At 45.7% G+C, this 15,450-nt stretch carries 14 protein-coding genes; 7 read left to right on the plus strand and 7 right to left on the minus strand.

Features of this window, described 5'->3' with window-relative positions; genetic code table 11:
- Positions 1-103 precede the first annotated feature (103 nt).
- Entirely contained in the window at positions 104-1,894 is a 1,791-nt protein-coding gene (locus tag DP120_RS08380) for a S9 family peptidase (RefSeq protein WP_112223178.1), read from the minus strand.
- Positions 1,895-2,126: 232 nt separating this feature from the next.
- On the opposite strand from DP120_RS08380, the gene DP120_RS08385 reads away from it, so the two are divergent.
- A complete protein-coding gene (locus DP120_RS08385) occupies positions 2,127-3,503 on the plus strand; it encodes an LA2681 family HEPN domain-containing protein (protein ID WP_112223179.1) in 1,377 nt (458 codons plus the stop codon).
- Positions 3,504-3,564: 61 nt separating this feature from the next.
- On the opposite strand, the gene DP120_RS08390 is transcribed toward DP120_RS08385, so the two are convergent.
- From DP120_RS08390 to DP120_RS08405, 4 genes are all read right to left on the minus strand, one after another.
- Complete coding sequence (locus DP120_RS08390) at positions 3,565-3,870, minus strand: hypothetical protein (protein WP_112223180.1); 306 nt, start codon at positions 3,868-3,870, stop codon at positions 3,565-3,567.
- A gap of 119 nt (positions 3,871-3,989) precedes the next feature.
- Complete coding sequence (lexA, locus tag DP120_RS08395; RefSeq protein WP_112223181.1) at positions 3,990-6,422, minus strand: transcriptional repressor LexA; 2,433 nt, start codon at positions 6,420-6,422, stop codon at positions 3,990-3,992.
- A gap of 516 nt (positions 6,423-6,938) precedes the next feature.
- Positions 6,939-7,265, minus strand: coding sequence for a hypothetical protein (locus tag DP120_RS08400; RefSeq protein WP_112223182.1), 327 nt, complete (start codon positions 7,263-7,265; stop codon positions 6,939-6,941).
- A 243-nt stretch (positions 7,266-7,508) separates the two neighbouring features.
- Positions 7,509-7,763 carry a hypothetical protein gene (locus tag DP120_RS08405; protein ID WP_112223183.1) on the minus strand — a complete coding sequence of 85 codons (255 nt, stop codon included), beginning with the start codon at positions 7,761-7,763 and terminating at the stop codon, positions 7,509-7,511.
- Positions 7,764-7,940: 177 nt separating this feature from the next.
- Between DP120_RS08405 and DP120_RS08410 the strand changes: the two genes are divergently transcribed.
- From DP120_RS08410 to DP120_RS08420, 4 genes are all read left to right on the plus strand, one after another.
- Positions 7,941-8,786 (plus strand): metallophosphoesterase family protein, encoded by an 846-nt coding sequence (locus DP120_RS08410; RefSeq protein ID WP_165843745.1) that lies wholly within the window; start codon positions 7,941-7,943, stop codon positions 8,784-8,786.
- Between the two features lie 12 nt (positions 8,787-8,798).
- Positions 8,799-8,975 carry a hypothetical protein gene (locus DP120_RS18405; RefSeq protein WP_165843746.1) on the plus strand — a complete coding sequence of 59 codons (177 nt, stop codon included), beginning with the start codon at positions 8,799-8,801 and terminating at the stop codon, positions 8,973-8,975.
- Positions 8,976-9,119: 144 nt separating this feature from the next.
- Positions 9,120-9,758 (plus strand): O-methyltransferase, encoded by a 639-nt coding sequence (locus DP120_RS08415; RefSeq protein WP_112223185.1) that lies wholly within the window; start codon positions 9,120-9,122, stop codon positions 9,756-9,758.
- 132 nt (positions 9,759-9,890) lie between these two features.
- Positions 9,891-10,955, plus strand: coding sequence for an SDR family oxidoreductase (locus DP120_RS08420; protein WP_240611990.1), 1,065 nt, complete (start codon positions 9,891-9,893; stop codon positions 10,953-10,955).
- Between the two features lie 162 nt (positions 10,956-11,117).
- On the opposite strand, the gene DP120_RS08425 is transcribed toward DP120_RS08420, so the two are convergent.
- On the minus strand, positions 11,118-11,660 hold the full coding sequence (locus DP120_RS08425) for a DUF2179 domain-containing protein (protein WP_112223187.1): 543 nt from the start codon (positions 11,658-11,660) through the stop codon (positions 11,118-11,120).
- A 394-nt stretch (positions 11,661-12,054) separates the two neighbouring features.
- Here DP120_RS08425 and DP120_RS08430 point away from each other — a divergent pair, with 394 nt between their 5' ends.
- A complete protein-coding gene (locus DP120_RS08430) occupies positions 12,055-13,422 on the plus strand; it encodes an LVIVD repeat-containing protein (RefSeq protein ID WP_112223290.1) in 1,368 nt (455 codons plus the stop codon).
- A gap of 163 nt (positions 13,423-13,585) precedes the next feature.
- On the opposite strand, the gene DP120_RS08435 is transcribed toward DP120_RS08430, so the two are convergent.
- Positions 13,586-14,110, minus strand: coding sequence for a DUF6241 domain-containing protein (locus DP120_RS08435; protein WP_112223188.1), 525 nt, complete (start codon positions 14,108-14,110; stop codon positions 13,586-13,588).
- Positions 14,111-14,382: 272 nt separating this feature from the next.
- Here DP120_RS08435 and DP120_RS08440 point away from each other — a divergent pair, with 272 nt between their 5' ends.
- Positions 14,383-15,207: an aldo/keto reductase gene (locus DP120_RS08440; protein ID WP_112223189.1), complete on the plus strand. Its 825-nt coding sequence runs from the start codon at positions 14,383-14,385 to the stop codon at positions 15,205-15,207.
- Positions 15,208-15,450: the final 243 nt, after the last annotated feature.

A 15,450-nucleotide genomic window follows, 5' to 3' on the forward strand; every position in this document is an offset into this window, starting at 1 on the left:
TCAGCAGGAAGTTGCATCTTTCAACGCTTTTCACCCAGTAAAAAACCGATGCCAGCAGATTTCAATCCGCCGGCACCGGTTTTCTACCTAATATTTATTCAATTCACCCCTGATGCTTCCCTAAAAAATCTAGCATCCGGCTGTAAACTTCGATTTCATTCTCTTTCCGCGAAAAGCCATGCCCTTCATCTTCCAGCACCAGATATTCAACGGCGCGGCCGGCTTCCTGCAGCTTAGCAACAATCTGGTCGGATTCTTCCTTCACGACACGCGGATCCTTCGCCCCCTGTATAACAAGCATCGGCTTGACCATGCCGTCGAGGTACGTCGTAGGCGTGTCTTTGATGAAGCGTTCTTTGTCACGTTCCGGATTGCCGATCCAGCGTTCCATCATCGGCTTCCAATGTTCCGGCACCGAATTATAGAACGTGAATAGGTCGGATACGCCGAAAATGTCGACGACGGCTTTAAAATATTCCGGATGGCGTCCGTGCAGCAACAGCGCCATATAACCGCCATAGCTTCCGCCGACCAGGAATAATTTTTCGCGGTCGCTGATTCCTTCTTCAAACAGCCATTCGATTCCCGCCAGGCAGTCGAGCCGCGGCCCTTCGCCCCAGTCCTGCTCCACCAGTTTGACGAACGACGCGCCGTAGCCCGTGCTGCCGCGGAAGTTCGGTGCAAATATCGAGTAACCCCGGTTCAGGAAGCATTGGAACATCGACCGGAAAATTTTGCGTTCCGCCGCCTGTGGTCCGCCGTGCGGCCAGAAAATTGTATGGCCGTTGTCGTGTTCCGGCTTGGCTCTGAACAATAAAGCCTCGATTTCCATGCCGTCAAATGATTTATAGGTGACCACATCGGGTTCCACCATATCTTCCGATTCCAGGCCAAGGACATTATTCTTCGTTAATTGCGTCCATTCTGTCCCGCCTTCCAAACGGAAAATATTATGCGGCACAGTCGCGCTGCGGCCCAATAGATATACGGCACCTGACTTCGTCACCAGCACTTTATCGATGCTGGCCGCGGGCGCTTCCAATTTGACCGGATCCTCCATTTTCAGATCCGCACGATAAAGGTAGTCGGATACCCCTTTTTCCGTCGTGATATAAAAAGTCTCGCTTTCCTTATGCCATTTCAAGCTTTCCACGCTTTCATCCTCGATGGACACTACGCGTGAAAACTCTTTCGTTTCGATCTCAAACTTCGCTACATAATTATACTCGCTGTCAAAATTCGTCACGAAATAAATCGTGTTATCATCCGTGAACACCGGGTCCGATGCAATGTGCACCTGTGATGCATCAGGCGTCAGGTTATGCGTTTCATCGCCAATTTTCACGAATGACGTTACGTAAGTGTTGGCGAATGCACGTGAATAAACAAACGCTTCTTCATTGTCAGATACCGCCGATAGCTCCGTAACTCCTCCCTCTCCTTCAAGCAAAAGCGTATCGGAACCGTCCTCCAGATTGCGGACGCGCGTATTCAGGAATGTCGGATTTCCGTTTGAAGTCATGTAATACAGGCGTTTGCCGTCATCACTCAAGTGAGAGAAGAAATACTTCTCGTCAAGCTCGCCTGTTATCAGCGGCTGCGGAAGCCCGCCTTCATAAGGCAACGCATAGATTTGGTGGTTTTCATCCCCGTCCTTATCGTAGCCGGCCAGCACAAAACGGTTTTCCGGATCGATTTTGATGAAGCTCACTGATTCATTCCGCTGTGCGAATAAATAAGGGAATCCGCTCGGCAAATCCATTGCCCATAAATTCACATTGCCATTCAGATTCGAACTGAAAATCAACCGCTGCTCATCACGGCTTACTGTAAAATCGGAAATTGTATATGTACGGAAAAACTGCTCCACTGTCGGCTTAGGAAATATGATCATCTTGTTGCCCCCTGTATTCTTATTAGTTTATTCTGAGATGCCTGAATTTTATGTATACCTATTTATAATACCTTAATTGTCTGCTGGGGGACAGTCACCTCTATTACTTCCACACAATTCTGATAATAGTTGGTGACCTTCACCTCCCTTTTCGTTACAATAGAAAGTGAACGTGAAACGTGACACCATGAATCTCTTTAAATATGGACCAAACACCCAAGGAGGCTTCCCGATGACGAATTTACAGGAAATTGCCCACTCAGATGATTACGGGCAATTCGAATTAAAGGATTTATACCAAGCGACTCAAATGCTTTTGCAGGAGTTCCAAAAAACAAAGACGGAACCGGAAAAGCTGAAAGATATACTCGACCATTTGAAAAAACGCCTGGAAGGCCAGGCTGCTTATCCGCTGGCAATTCTGCTCGAATCAAGCCAGCTGGGGATCCGCCACCAATTGCAGAAAGAGTGGAATAGCCCGATGAAGCAGCGCCAGCTCTTCCTGTTTGAAAGTTTGTTCTTTCAATTCCGTGGCAAAGTGCCGCCGACAATCTGGAATCAGATCTGCCTGAACTATGCAGAAGTACTGATATATGTCGGCCGTTCAATGGATGGCCTGCATGTGCTCGAACAGATGGTCGAGCATGAAAACGAGGATCCGTCCTATCAGCGGAAAGAAGCGGAACGAGGCTGGGGTCTCCTGTTTTATTCCACATTCCTGACCGGCAAGGAAGAAAAAGCCGACGCGCTTCATAAGGCGCGGGAATTGCTGAGCGAGGGAGCCGAAGGGATTACTGATACCAATGGCCGCGCGCTTTACGCGGACCGCCTCAAACTGGCGCAGAAAATGCTGGATGAAATCGGTCCCGTCGATGTCACGGCGAACTACAAGCCGAACTTTTTCGAAGGGCGCGAGAAAGAATACCGCGACTGGTGCGCAAAGCAGCATTTATTGCTCAATCACGATAACGAAGTCGATCCGGAAGGCACAATGAAACTCGATACACTGCGCTACCGCTACAAAGGCCAGGATAAAGACCGCGGCGTGTTCCTCGAGGCATTCATGAATTCACTTATTGCCGAATTCACGGCGCATCGCGAGAAACTGTACGACGCGCTTGAACTCGATAAATCCGAACCGATGCGCAATGAACAGTTGAAGACGGTTTACCGTGAATCCTTCACGCTATTCAATAAAACCGCTCAATTCGTCAACCATTACTACAAGCTCGATATCAAAAACCAGCATGCGGTCATGCAGCGCATCTGGTTCGAAGAAGAACATCCGAAAAATCCGTTGAAGCCGTTTATCCGTGACACCAAAAACAGCGCACTCAAGGCATTGTACTGGCTGTCCAAAGAAATCTACGGTTACGAACGCTCTGAATCCCAGAACCTCGCCATGATCCGTTCGCTCCAATTGCGTGACCAAATGGAGCGCAGTTTCGTGCAGGTCATTACGAAACAGGAGGAAATCGCAAAAACGGGCGACCTCCGAAAACACCAGATGACCCAGTCCGAACTCGAACGCCTGGCGTTGTCCACTACATTCAAAGCACGCAATGCCTTGATGTATCTTGGGTTTGCAGTTGGCATGGAGAAAGAATAACTGGATTAAAGAAGCCGTCCCTCTTTTGTCGAGGGACGGCTTTTTAAAGGATTTATTTTGCTTAATGAAATTCAATATTGTCCATTGTCACGAGTTCCACAATATTGTCATCGGGGTCCTGTTTGTTTACGGTCCGAACTTCCATCTCTGCCTTGCCTGTCTGATCATCGAGAGTCGTGAAAGTAACCTGGACCCGTTCTTCGTCCATCTGGCTGGTCCGAAACATCTCATATTGAACAACATTCTTGAGAGTCATATCAAAAAGTTTTTTTCCTTCCAATTCACTTTCCACCAAATAGCCATGAACAAAATCGACTGATTCCCCGCTGCGGGTCATCTGTACATCTTTCAGTTCATGCACTGCCATCTTAAAATCTCCTTTCTCAAATTTATTTCTTATTTATTTGTTTTTACATTTTGGCGCGAGTCTAAACATTTCAGGCATCGGTTATTTCCCGGGAAATTTAGGCGGGTTTTTATCTTCATTCACTTCTTCAATACTCCAATCACACGCCCGTTGATATGAACATCTTCACTCCTCATCAAGATTGGTTCATAATCGGGGTTTTCAGACATCAATAGGATATTGCTTCCCATTGGCATATATTTTTTCATGGTCGCTTCTTCATCGATTACAGCAATGACAATGTCTCCACTGGTAGCCGTATTTTGCTGATGAACGATGACGATATCTCCTTTATCGATTCCTGCTCCCGTCATGCTGTCACCGGTCACCGTCAGGGAAAAAGTATCTGCTGGCGACACGACCCATTCACGCGGCAAATAATTCATCGCTTCATAGTCTTCGGAAGCGAGCGCCGGCATTCCTGCAGCTACATTTCCGATCAACGGAACAGCAATAGTTTCGTGGACCTGCAATAAAACATCCTCGCCGGATTCTTTTATTTCGATTTGATCGGCCACATCATTTTCCACTGCATACTCATATTGACGGCCGTTTTTCAGATTCATGTATAGACGTTTATTTTTGGTATCTGGCAGAAATTGCGAACGGCATTTCGGCAAGTCCTGTACTTCTTCTCCTTGCCTGTCGATAATTTTGACTTCCAGTCCGTCCGTTGCGATTCCGTAAAATGCCCGGCTGTCTGCTTCCATATAAGATTTCAACTGCACAAGTGCATCTTCGATTCCGGTTCCAAAACTCTTCACTTCTGCAATAATGTACGGCCGCGATTCTCCACCGGAATAAATATTTACGGCGATATCACAATAACCCTTTTTCGAAAACTGCTGGACTTTGTACTCCAACTCCAACAGCTCATAAGGATACCCATAAACTTCACGGAGTTCCCGGATCAGCCATTGGCGGACAACTTCCTCTTTCGAATGGAGATCAACCAGCTGCTCAGTCAATTGATAATTGGCCATGCTGATCGACTCAAATGGGCGAAGCGCTGCATCTTTTTTCATTCGCATATGGTTTCTGTTGATTTCTTTAACGAATTTCGATGGCAGTTTCACTGATGACATATATAATAATTCATTGGCGCGAGTCATACCGACATACAGCAATTTACGTTCATCCGTTTCAATCGTTTTCTGATCCTCTTCGTCTTCATACAACTCTTGCGGAATTAACCCTTTGTTCAGGTCTATCAAGAAAATCACCTTAAACTCGAGGCCTTTAATGGAGTGCATCGTCACAAGTTTCACTTTATCGGATTCGAAATCAGGGTTCTGATTCTGCAAAATTTCACAGGGAATGCCCGCAAGTTCCAAATCAGCCGCGGCGCTCTCGATATGGCGATTGCCGCGGGCGACAACGCAAATATCGGACAACTCATAATCATTACGGAGCACAGTAATTTCTTCAGCGATAAACTTTGCCTGCTGCTTTGGAGTATTGAAGAAACGATAAATCGGCGGATGGCCATGCCGGTCAATCAATGCCGGTTTAACGAAATCCACATTCGACTGGATATTTTCATCCCTCTCAATCAGATTAAATGCAGCTGTCGAGATCTCTGTTGTGGTCCGGTAATTCTTGCTTAAAGTCCTGGACTTCCCGCTCATATCGTAACCTATCGTTGTATATGGCCTGCCTTTTCCAAGCCATGACTGCGGGTAGATGCTTTGCGTATTATCCGCCACAAACATAAGCGATGAATGGTTTTTCTCCCGGTAAAGTTCGTTTAGAAATTCGAGCTGTACTCGGGTAAGGTCCTGGCTTTCATCTATAATAATATGCGTATAGCGATTGGTATTTCCTCGCCGCACTTCTTCAAGCGCAAGCAAATTCATTTGCTTAAAAGTTACCAGGCCGTCCTTCGCCAACAGCTCCATAAAATGATGGGCAACATCAAAAATTGCAGCACGAAGCCGGGAATTCTTCAACAGTTTTTGAGGTGTCCCTCCGTCCCCTGAAGCACGACCGACACGGTCAGCAGACTGGTAAGCTTCCACATCATTCATTGAACAAGCCAGAATCCACTCCACTTCATCCATCAGAAATTTGCTGTTTTTCGGCGTCAGCAATTTTACATCCGGATACGATTTCTTCGCTTCATGGATTGCCAAAATTATTGTCTTTCTCGCCTGTTCTTGTTTCGCGATTTCATACCGCTTGCCTATACGCTTTTCATGACGCTTGAACTCTTTGAACATCAGGCTGTCGATCGTCGCAATCTCCACTTCCGCATCCGAAGAGAAAAAACGCGCCGCTTCCATCTGGTCAGCATCAGCCATTCGAGCATATTGATGTTTTATGTAATGAAGCAAAGTCTTATTATAAGTAACCAATAGGATCCGATCATCTTCTTCATGGCAATAATGGTCCTTTAAAAAGTTTATCCGGCGGATTGCAACCGTTGTCTTCCCGGATCCCGCTACCCCTTTTACCAGCATCGGCCCTGACGGCTCCAGCTCCACTATCCGTCGCTGCTCAATATTCAACTTCACAATACACACCCCCTGAATTTACATCTTCTACCTATATCTTATGAATATTGTCATGAAATAGCAAGACAGTAGTAATAAAACAGGAAAACAACGCAGCTTTTTGCTTTATACTGCCTATTTTCTTTTTATACGGTTTTAAAAAGACCAGAAGGATGGAAAAAGCTTTCGCCGTCCGCGAAAGCTTCCTTAAAAGAAGGATGGTTTTCGCTTTGCGAAAGCCATCCGCTAAGGGCTTGAGATTTTTCGCATTTCGCCTGGTTCTGGGCGAAATGCATCCATTACCATGGCTTGACCTTGGGTAAATGAGACCCCGAATCGGTAATCAGTGAGTTCATGATGATATCATTTTTCTATCAATTTAAACGCATAGTTGTTTTGTTGCGCACAAATACACCGTAAGCAAAAGTATCCCCACTTACGGTCATCTATCTTGAAAAAAACCTCCCTAAAAAAAGAAAACCATCCCCAACAGACACAAAAGTCTGCCGAAAATGGCTGAAAAGCTGAATTCTTTTCTTATAACACGCTATTCGGATGTGGTTTCGTAATGTCCACGGCATACACATCGATCTGATTCACAATCAGGTCGCGGATGCCATAAATCGGACGCTCGTTTCGCTCCATTTCTTCAATATAATTGTTCACCTTTTCCTGCAGCTGGATGCCGATTGATTTGCCAGCACTTGCCTCTTCAAAACTTTCACGGAAAGCCTGTTCATACCAAAGGTTCGACACTTGAATATTCTTCAATGTGCCTTCCTCTTCGTTCGTCCCCACCACCAGGTAATGGTTGCCGTATTCGTCCCTCACCAAATCGTTGGTCTGGATCTTTTGCATACTCATCGTTTCATGTCCCCTTCCATTCATCTTTTTTGACATATATGTAGGATGTCTTCCTTACTCTGTATTCTCTTAATCCATGCCAAATAAACCCGAAAATCACAATCCATTCTAATTGAGACTTCCATGGATCTTATCCTGCTCACTTTTTGCATCCCCAACTCTTCTTATACTCATTTCTGCCAGCCACCGGAATCAAAAAGCCGCCATCGGATTTGTATCGATAGCGGTCCCGCATACCTTGCTTTATTTCAGTTTCCAATTCTTATTGTCGTTTTTAATGAAAGTTTCTTCCCCGGTCTCCGGATCCCGAATAATCTTGTCTTCTGTCGGCACGTCTTCTTTTCCTTCATCCGGCGCGTTCTCGTGTTCATTTTCGATCACATGCTTTTCATTCCGATCACGGTGATCGTGGCGTTCACCGTCAATATTTTCTTTTTGATTGACGCTATCCAGAATTTTATCGACCATTGATTTGTCGCCATTATCGTTTCTTGCCATTGTGAATTCCTCCCATTCAAGCTTTTACTCTCTCTTTACCCTTTCGGCTGCAAAATAATCCGTATCGAGGAATGGTGACAGCATGTCCTTTACAATTCTTAACACCGCTGTATCACCCCCTTCACAAACCATTGGGATAATAGAGCTGGCAAGAGAATGAAAGGAGCTGGAGAAAGCATGAAAATTGCAGTGATTGGCGACTTGCATTATCCGACGGTCAAAGAGGAATATGTGTTGTCACAGCAGAAACGGCAAATCTTTTATGAAAGCTTTATGGCGCATTTTTTCTCGGTACCGGCTGACCTTTATGTATCCATCGGTGACTTGACTAATTTCGGCACACGGGATGAACTGGAAGGAATTTATACAATTATCGACCAACACCAGAAGCCTTTTGTCCATGTCCTTGGAAACCATGACCTCTATGCCATGCGGCGCGAAGAAGTGCTGCAGATTACAAAGCAGGACCGCTTTCATTCCTTGTCGACTGACTCCGCGGTGCTGGCCTTTCTCGACACGGCACAGGAGCAGAACTATGAAGACTGGGGCGGAACCTTAAGTCTTGAACAGCAATACTGGCTCGCCGATGTCGTTGAAGAATCCGGCACACGCCCGCTGCTCGTTTTCGGCCATCATCCGGTTTACGGCACCACTAAAAATTCCAGCAAAGTAAAACGTTCCATTTCACCCGACATTCCCATGTGGGATATATTGAATAAAAAACAGAACGCTGGCCTATATATTAACGGCCATAACCATTTCAACTCCATTGCGGCGCGTGAACAATGGACATTCCTGCAGATTGCAGCGGTGCTGGACGAGCAGGCCGTTCGGGTCATCGACATTTCGGAAGCGATGATTTCAATTGACTACGTGCCATTCGTTGACCCAAACCTGCGAGATCAAGCAAGAAACATAGGCGAGTCAATCGATCATTTCAGTCTTAATACGCATCGGCTGGGCACCCAAGCCGATGTGAAGTACGCAATTCCACTGGCTGCGCCGACAATTAAAATTACGTGAGGAGAGATCCGGATGAAAGACGATAAAAAGAATCGTGCTGAAGATGAAGCCACTCAAGCCAATTTGGACATTCAAGAAGAATTTGATGATAATAAAAAACGGCATGACGAAACATCTTCGCCTGTCCCGTTTGTCGCAAACAATACCGCGCCATTAGCTCCGGATGATGAGAATAAAAAAAAGAAATAACCAGCAGAAAGCCAGGATTGCGGGTAAAACCGCTTTTCTGGCTTTTCTTAGGTCTTTATCGAAGAAGGTTTTATTGCAATTGTTGAAGAATTTGATAGAGAAGGCCAATACCCTAGCCACATGCAGAGAAAGGATTTGAAGTAGATGAAAAAAATTAACCAATATATCGATAATGTATTCACTAAACAAGACGAAGTTCTCGGAGGGGTCATCAAATCCATCGAAGAACATGGCATGCGACAAATTTCCGTACCGCCTGCTTCCGGCAAGCTATTGACGATGCTTGTCTCCATTTCTGGCGCGAAAAACATTCTGGAAATCGGAGCTCTCGGCGGATACAGTGGGATTTGCCTGGCGAGAGGATTTGGTTCCGAAGGAAAATTAACATCACTTGAACTTGAAGAAAGCTACGCTGAACTGGCGAAAAGCAACCTATCAAAAGCGGGCTTTGAAAATCAGGTCAATTACCTGACAGGACCTGCTCTGGAAAGCCTCAACAAACTAAGCGAATCGAGCGAAAGCTTCGACTTTTTCTTCATCGATGCCGACAAAGGAAACTACAAAAATTACCTCGAAGCCTGCATCAAACTGGCAGAGCCTGGCGCAATCATCGTCGCAGACAACGTGCTGGCGGGCGGCAGTGTCGCAGACTCAGCCATCGAGCCGCGCCAAAACACAGAAATCATGAAGTCATTCAATGAAACGGTGGTGAAGCATCCGCAATTGGAATCGCTGCTCCTGCCGGTCGGTGATGGCATGACGGTTTCGCAGGTGAAGAAATAACAGAATGCGCCAGGGCGTATCCCGGTGATAGTCACCAAGAAAATTCACTTCTCCAAACTGCCGCACTCCCCCTGCTTATTCCAGCCAGAAAGCGGGTAGAGTAGAAAATCAAGCTTAAGGAGGAGTTTAATGATGCCGAACCAAAAAACTTCCGCCCCGGCCAGTGAGCAGCATGGAGAATTTAAGAAACTTTCTTTAAAGAAACTGCAGGATCAAGTGGTTGTCATTACCGGTGCTTCGAGCGGCATCGGACTTTCAACAGCACGTATGGCGGCTGCCAAAGGTGCAAAGCTGGTGTTGGCAGCGCGAAATGCTGCAGCGCTTAAACAGCTGACAGAAGAACTGAGAAACCAAGGCCACTCTGCAGTTTGGATAAAAGCCGATGTTGGCAATGAAGAAGATATCAACCGGATTGCAGAGGCAGCTTTAAGCGAATATGGCCGATTTGACACGTGGATAAATAATGCAGGAGTTTCTATTTTTGGAAAAGCCATGGATGTAACAATAGAAGATATGAAGCGGGATTTCGATACGAATTTCTGGAGTGTGGTGTATGGATCAAGAGCCGCCGTCAATCATTTCAAGGAAAGAGGCGTTCCTGGTGCTTTAATTAATGTGGGTACGGTTTACGGAGACAGGGGCGTCGTCCTGCAGTCCACTTATTCGGCCAGCAAATTCGCTGTACATGGCTGGACGGAAAACCTGCGGATGGAGCTGGAAAAGGAAAAAGCACCCGTATCCGTCACGCTTGTCCGCCCCGGCAGAATCGACACCCCCTATAATGAACACGCCCGCAGTTATCTCGACAAGCAGCCAGCCCATATCGGCATGATGTATGCACCGGAAGCAGTGGCTGATGCCATCCTGTTTGCAGCAGAACATCCAAAACGGGATATGTTCGTCGGATTCCAGGCGAAATTCGGTGCTTTCGTCGGCAATGTCGCACCTCGTTTCATGGATAAATTCATGGAGCTCACTATGTTCCGAACCCAGCAAGCAGATCGCCCGTCTCGCTCAGTCACTGACAACGCCCTTTACGAACCTGGTTACGGCATGCATGAACGCGGTACCAATAAAGGAGTGGTCCGGAAAAAAAGCTTATATTTAATGGCTGAGAAACACCCGGTTCTAGCCAGCATGGCCATCGCCGGAATCAGCTCCGCGCTATGGAACAGTATTTTTAAAAAGCGCTGTTGACCTACTGTCTGGCTATTACCCAGAACTTCATTCCTTAATCCAGCAAATTCAGTATATGCAATACACCTCAAACTTCACAAAAAGTAATAACGCCTCCCCTGCCGAAAACAGGGGAGGCGTTATTACTTTTTTTTTCATACGGTTAACAGTCATCTGCTCAATTTACCTCACAATATTCCGTTTCTTGATCGCCCGGATCCAGAATCCCCCGTAAATCGTTTTCGCGTCATAAGCCACGATAAACGCGTTTGGATCCAGTTCTTTTACTGTCTTATAGAGATTGACTTCCTGTTTTTTCGGCATCAGGATCTGCAGCGAACTGCGTTTCCCTTCAAAACCGTTTGTTTCCCAATCGGTTACACCATAGCCTTTCTCACGCAATTGCATCGCAAGTGCTCCACTGTTATCCTGCGAAATGACACTCGCTGTAACGTACCCCAGGCTCAACTTGTCTTCAATTTTCGAACCTACGACGATGCCGGAAGCAAAACCAAGCGCGTAAGCCAGTAGATTCTGGATATTCCCGACATTATCCAGGACCAGTCCAAGACCAAGAAGATTAATGATGACTTCCAGTACCGACAAACCAGCTGCCGAATATTGATACCCTTTCAGCGTCAAAATCATACGAATTGTCGACAAGGTGACAAAACTGAGACTGATCGTGAAAATTATTACTATCAATAAGAGTGGATGTATATCCATCTCAAATTCCTCCTGTTCAATAATGAAATAATTTCCAGAAATATTTATAGGATATAATCTTTTTCCCCTGTTTAAAAACATTAAACGTGATATCCGGTAATTGCTTCTTATCTCATAAATGATGTGAAAGTATTTCCGTTCCTCTCATCTACTAACACCAAACATCCCGGTTATTCTCTTGCCATACCGTCAAATGAACCATTGGATTTTTCCTTTTGTGGTTCAGTAGTCTGCTTTTCATCTGTATCATATGGTTTATTTTCACAAATATTCAAACTATTTAATGAAAGGCTGTTGTATAACCTATTTCCATTTATAAGAATAAAAATGTATAAAAATTAATTTTCCAAAAGGAGGAAATATATTGACGATCAAAAAGCCATTTGCCAGTGTAATGCTTGCTGCAGTACTTGCGCTTTCAGCGGTGCCTTCCGCTTTTGCGCACGATGAACTTGATAGCTCGGGTGTTTCCAAGGGAGAGCACGAAGTGTTTTCCAATGAAGAAATCGCTAACTTAGGCGAAGCAAAAGTGGAAGGATCCAAAAATCTTTCATTCCTTAAGGAAGCTGGCGCCGCACAGTTGAAAGAAATTGACGGCGTCCAGAATAATACAGCTGATGTATTCGCCCATAAAGGCTATGCTTATGTCGGCACCCATACAGCCAACGGTGGCAACGGCGGAGTCCGGGTCTTTGACTTGAAAGACCCCGCTAACCCAGTGGAAGTCGCTGTCTTCGCAAACGAGGATGTAGAAAATACGTGGCAGGAAAAAGTCATTGTCAAAAGCATCAATACACCTGACTTCAAAGGCGACCTGGCCGTTGTCAGCGTCCAGCAGCTGAACCGCAATGCGGAGGATACTTCCGGCGGCTTCCTTCTGTATGACGTGACTGATCCCACCAATCCCGAAAAGCTCGGCTACTGGGAAACTTATGAAAACACACGTGGAACCCATGAACTCTATTTGACGATGCAAGGCAACAAGGCACTTGTACTTACTTCCAATCCATATGCTGATTACTACAGCCACGGCGAACATAAAGACTTTACCATCGTCGATGTTTCCAATCCTGCTGAACCGGAAACACTCTGGGAATTCGATCCGCGGATTCTTGACGATGTACCTGCCGACTTCAATGGTTACCACTGGAATGCGCCGGATGGCAAAACCCGCCCGGTGTTCAATCACAGTGTAATCACCGACAATAATGCGCAATATGCTTATGTCTCCATGTGGGATCTCGGTACCATCATTTTTGATATTACAGACCCTGAGAATCCCGTTTACTTGAGCAACACTGACTATGCCTCGAATCAACAAGGCTCTGCGCATTCGGCTGCACTGGCCAAAGGCGGCAATGTGCTGATTGAAACCCGGGAAGTCTCTTCCCCTGTGCGTCCGGGATACGAGGAATCTTATGGCTATACGCGAATCTTTGATATCAAGGATAAAGCGAATCCTGTTTTATTGAGTGAGTTTAAAACAGATTTGACTGAGAAAGTTGAAGACGGACCGACGTTCGCCAATACAGTGCATGATCCGAAAGTCCATGGCAACACGCTTTACTTAAGCCATTATGCCGGCGGTGTCTATGCGGTTGATATCACCGACCCAGCCAATCCGAAACAGATCGGCCAATATGCGCCTGACCAGGCAGATGTCTGGGGTGTATTCGTGGATCGCAATTACGTACTGGCTTCCGATATGGCGCAAGGCTTGAAAGTGCTTGTGAAGAATAACGCCAAACAACAGACTAATTAAGCTTTCATGAATAAAACAAAAAACCCGTGCCCTTCAAATCAACCGGATTTGAAGGGCACGGGTTTTTTGCATGTTCTTGAATATTGCATGTTAAATTTTTTTATAACATCAGGATAAAAAGTGGCATCCCATTTATCTATGAAAAGCTGAAGCTCTCTCTTACTCACCGAAAATGATCTGCCACATACTCCTCTTCCTGCTCCGCAGTCATCAATCCGGTCGCCCGTCCGACTGTACCGTTATGCCAGTTCCAGATAGTATTATGAACCGACACCGCTTTGCTGAAGTCGCCATCCTGCCACGCCAAAAGCGTCTGTTCGTAAAAATCGCTGTGCTCATAATAATCGTAGTTCTCTTTGACAATCTTCAGCATATTCGTGATATTTTCTTCGGACATTTCAACTGACCCGCGTTTCTTGTCAGCAACAATTTTCTGATGCGTCATTTGGTGAAGATAAATCTGCACACGTTCTTCGTCCATATCGGCATCCGCTTTATCCACGGATTTCTTTGTCTGCGTCGTGTCTGTCGTCTCCGCACTAACCTCGCGCTCTTCGATTTCCTCAGCAACTTTACTGATTTCTCCGCCGTCGTCAGCGAAAAAGTCCTGCACGAACCAATACCCTGCACCGCCGAGCACCAGCAATCCTATGAATGACAATAATATCGTTCGCATAAGTTTTTTCATGATTATCCCTCCTATACATCGTCAGCAAGGTTTGCAAGAAATTTATAATTGCATAAAACCGTATTTAACTATGCTATATGACCTATCCAAGTATACAGGAAAATATTACTGGCTGCTTTCATTTAGCCTGACAAAATTTGGAGTTGCTTTCACCCGCTTAATTCAACTCCCTCAGCCTAATTCAAATTAAATGCCAGAAAAAAGCTTATCGTTTAAAATTTAAGGGTAAGTTTACCATTAGCAAGATTAAAATGGAAAAGGAGCAATGCCTGATGAATTATGTTACGTTGAACAATAATTTAAAAATGCCACAGCTCGGTTTTGGCGTATGGCAAGTGGAAGATGCTCAAGCGACGGAAGCCGTAGCGAAAGCACTGGAAACAGGATACACTTCGATCGACACCGCCATGATCTATAAAAATGAAATCGGTGTTGGAAAAACACTGAAAGACACCAAAGTGCCGCGTGAAGATCTGTTTATCACCACCAAAGTCTGGAACAGTGACCAAGGGTATGAAAATACTTTGCGCGCATTCGATGAAAGTTTGGAGCGCCTTGGGCTTGATTATGTTGACCTTTACCTGATTCACTGGCCGACGCCTGAATTCGATGACTACATCGATACATACAAAGCGATGGAAAAATTGTATAACGATGGCCGCGTCAAAGCGATTGGCGTCTGCAATTTTGAAATTGAGCACTTGGAGCGACTCCTTGCGGAATGCGACGTGCCGCCGGTATTGAACCAGGTGGAATGCCATCCATACCTGGCACAAAATGAACTTAAGGAATTCTGCGCAAAACACAATATCTATGTGGAAGCGTGGAGCCCACTGGAGCAAGGCGGCGAAGTGCTGCAGGATGAAACCATCCGCAAAATTGCCGAAGCCCATGGCAAGACGCCAGCTCAAGCCGTGCTTCGCTGGCACCTGCAAAACAACACTATTGCTATTCCGAAATCTGTCACTCCGTCACGCATCGAAGAAAACTTCGACGTTTTCGACTTCGAACTTTCAGCGGATGAAATGGAACAGATTAACGCCTTGAATAAAGACCGACGCAAAGGTGCACATCCCGTTGAAATGAATGTACGGTGATAGAAAAATCCGGATGATCACTCATCCGGATTTTTTATATGGACTAAAGTATTGTGAAACGGTCTTCATCCCTGTTGTATTGTTGGTTTTTCGCTTTTCGCCTGCGAAAAGCATCCATTTGTCTTTGGCTCTGGGGTTTTGAAGGGGTTTGAGTCAGCTTACGGCTGCTCAAATTTCCATTATTTGGACATACTGTCCGTTGCGAGTGGAATACTGTCCGTTATGGACCAAATACTGTCCATT

It is taken from the genome of Planococcus halotolerans (genome assembly GCF_003289955.1).
GTDB lineage: Bacteria > Bacillota > Bacilli > Bacillales_A > Planococcaceae > Planococcus > Planococcus halotolerans.

Bases quoted from the DNA above. Each gene is read 5' to 3' on its own strand.
- DP120_RS08380 (WP_112223178.1), bottom strand. From the start codon at position 1,894: ATGATCATATTTCCTAAGCCGACAGTGGAGCAGTTTTTCCGTACATAT.
- DP120_RS08385 (WP_112223179.1), top strand. From the start codon at position 2,127: ATGACGAATTTACAGGAAATTGCCCACTCAGATGATTACGGGCAATTC.
- DP120_RS08390 (WP_112223180.1), bottom strand. From the start codon at position 3,870: ATGGCAGTGCATGAACTGAAAGATGTACAGATGACCCGCAGCGGGGAA.
- DP120_RS08400 (WP_112223182.1), bottom strand. From the start codon at position 7,265: ATGAGTATGCAAAAGATCCAGACCAACGATTTGGTGAGGGACGAATAC.
- DP120_RS08405 (WP_112223183.1), bottom strand. From the start codon at position 7,763: ATGGCAAGAAACGATAATGGCGACAAATCAATGGTCGATAAAATTCTG.
- DP120_RS08410 (WP_165843745.1), top strand. From the start codon at position 7,941: ATGAAAATTGCAGTGATTGGCGACTTGCATTATCCGACGGTCAAAGAG.
- DP120_RS18405 (WP_165843746.1), top strand. From the start codon at position 8,799: ATGAAAGACGATAAAAAGAATCGTGCTGAAGATGAAGCCACTCAAGCC.
- DP120_RS08415 (WP_112223185.1), top strand. From the start codon at position 9,120: ATGAAAAAAATTAACCAATATATCGATAATGTATTCACTAAACAAGAC.
- DP120_RS08420 (WP_240611990.1), top strand. From the start codon at position 9,891: ATGCCGAACCAAAAAACTTCCGCCCCGGCCAGTGAGCAGCATGGAGAA.
- DP120_RS08425 (WP_112223187.1), bottom strand. From the start codon at position 11,660: ATGGATATACATCCACTCTTATTGATAGTAATAATTTTCACGATCAGT.
- DP120_RS08430 (WP_112223290.1), top strand. From the start codon at position 12,055: ATGCTTGCTGCAGTACTTGCGCTTTCAGCGGTGCCTTCCGCTTTTGCG.
- DP120_RS08435 (WP_112223188.1), bottom strand. From the start codon at position 14,110: ATGAAAAAACTTATGCGAACGATATTATTGTCATTCATAGGATTGCTG.
- DP120_RS08440 (WP_112223189.1), top strand. From the start codon at position 14,383: ATGAATTATGTTACGTTGAACAATAATTTAAAAATGCCACAGCTCGGT.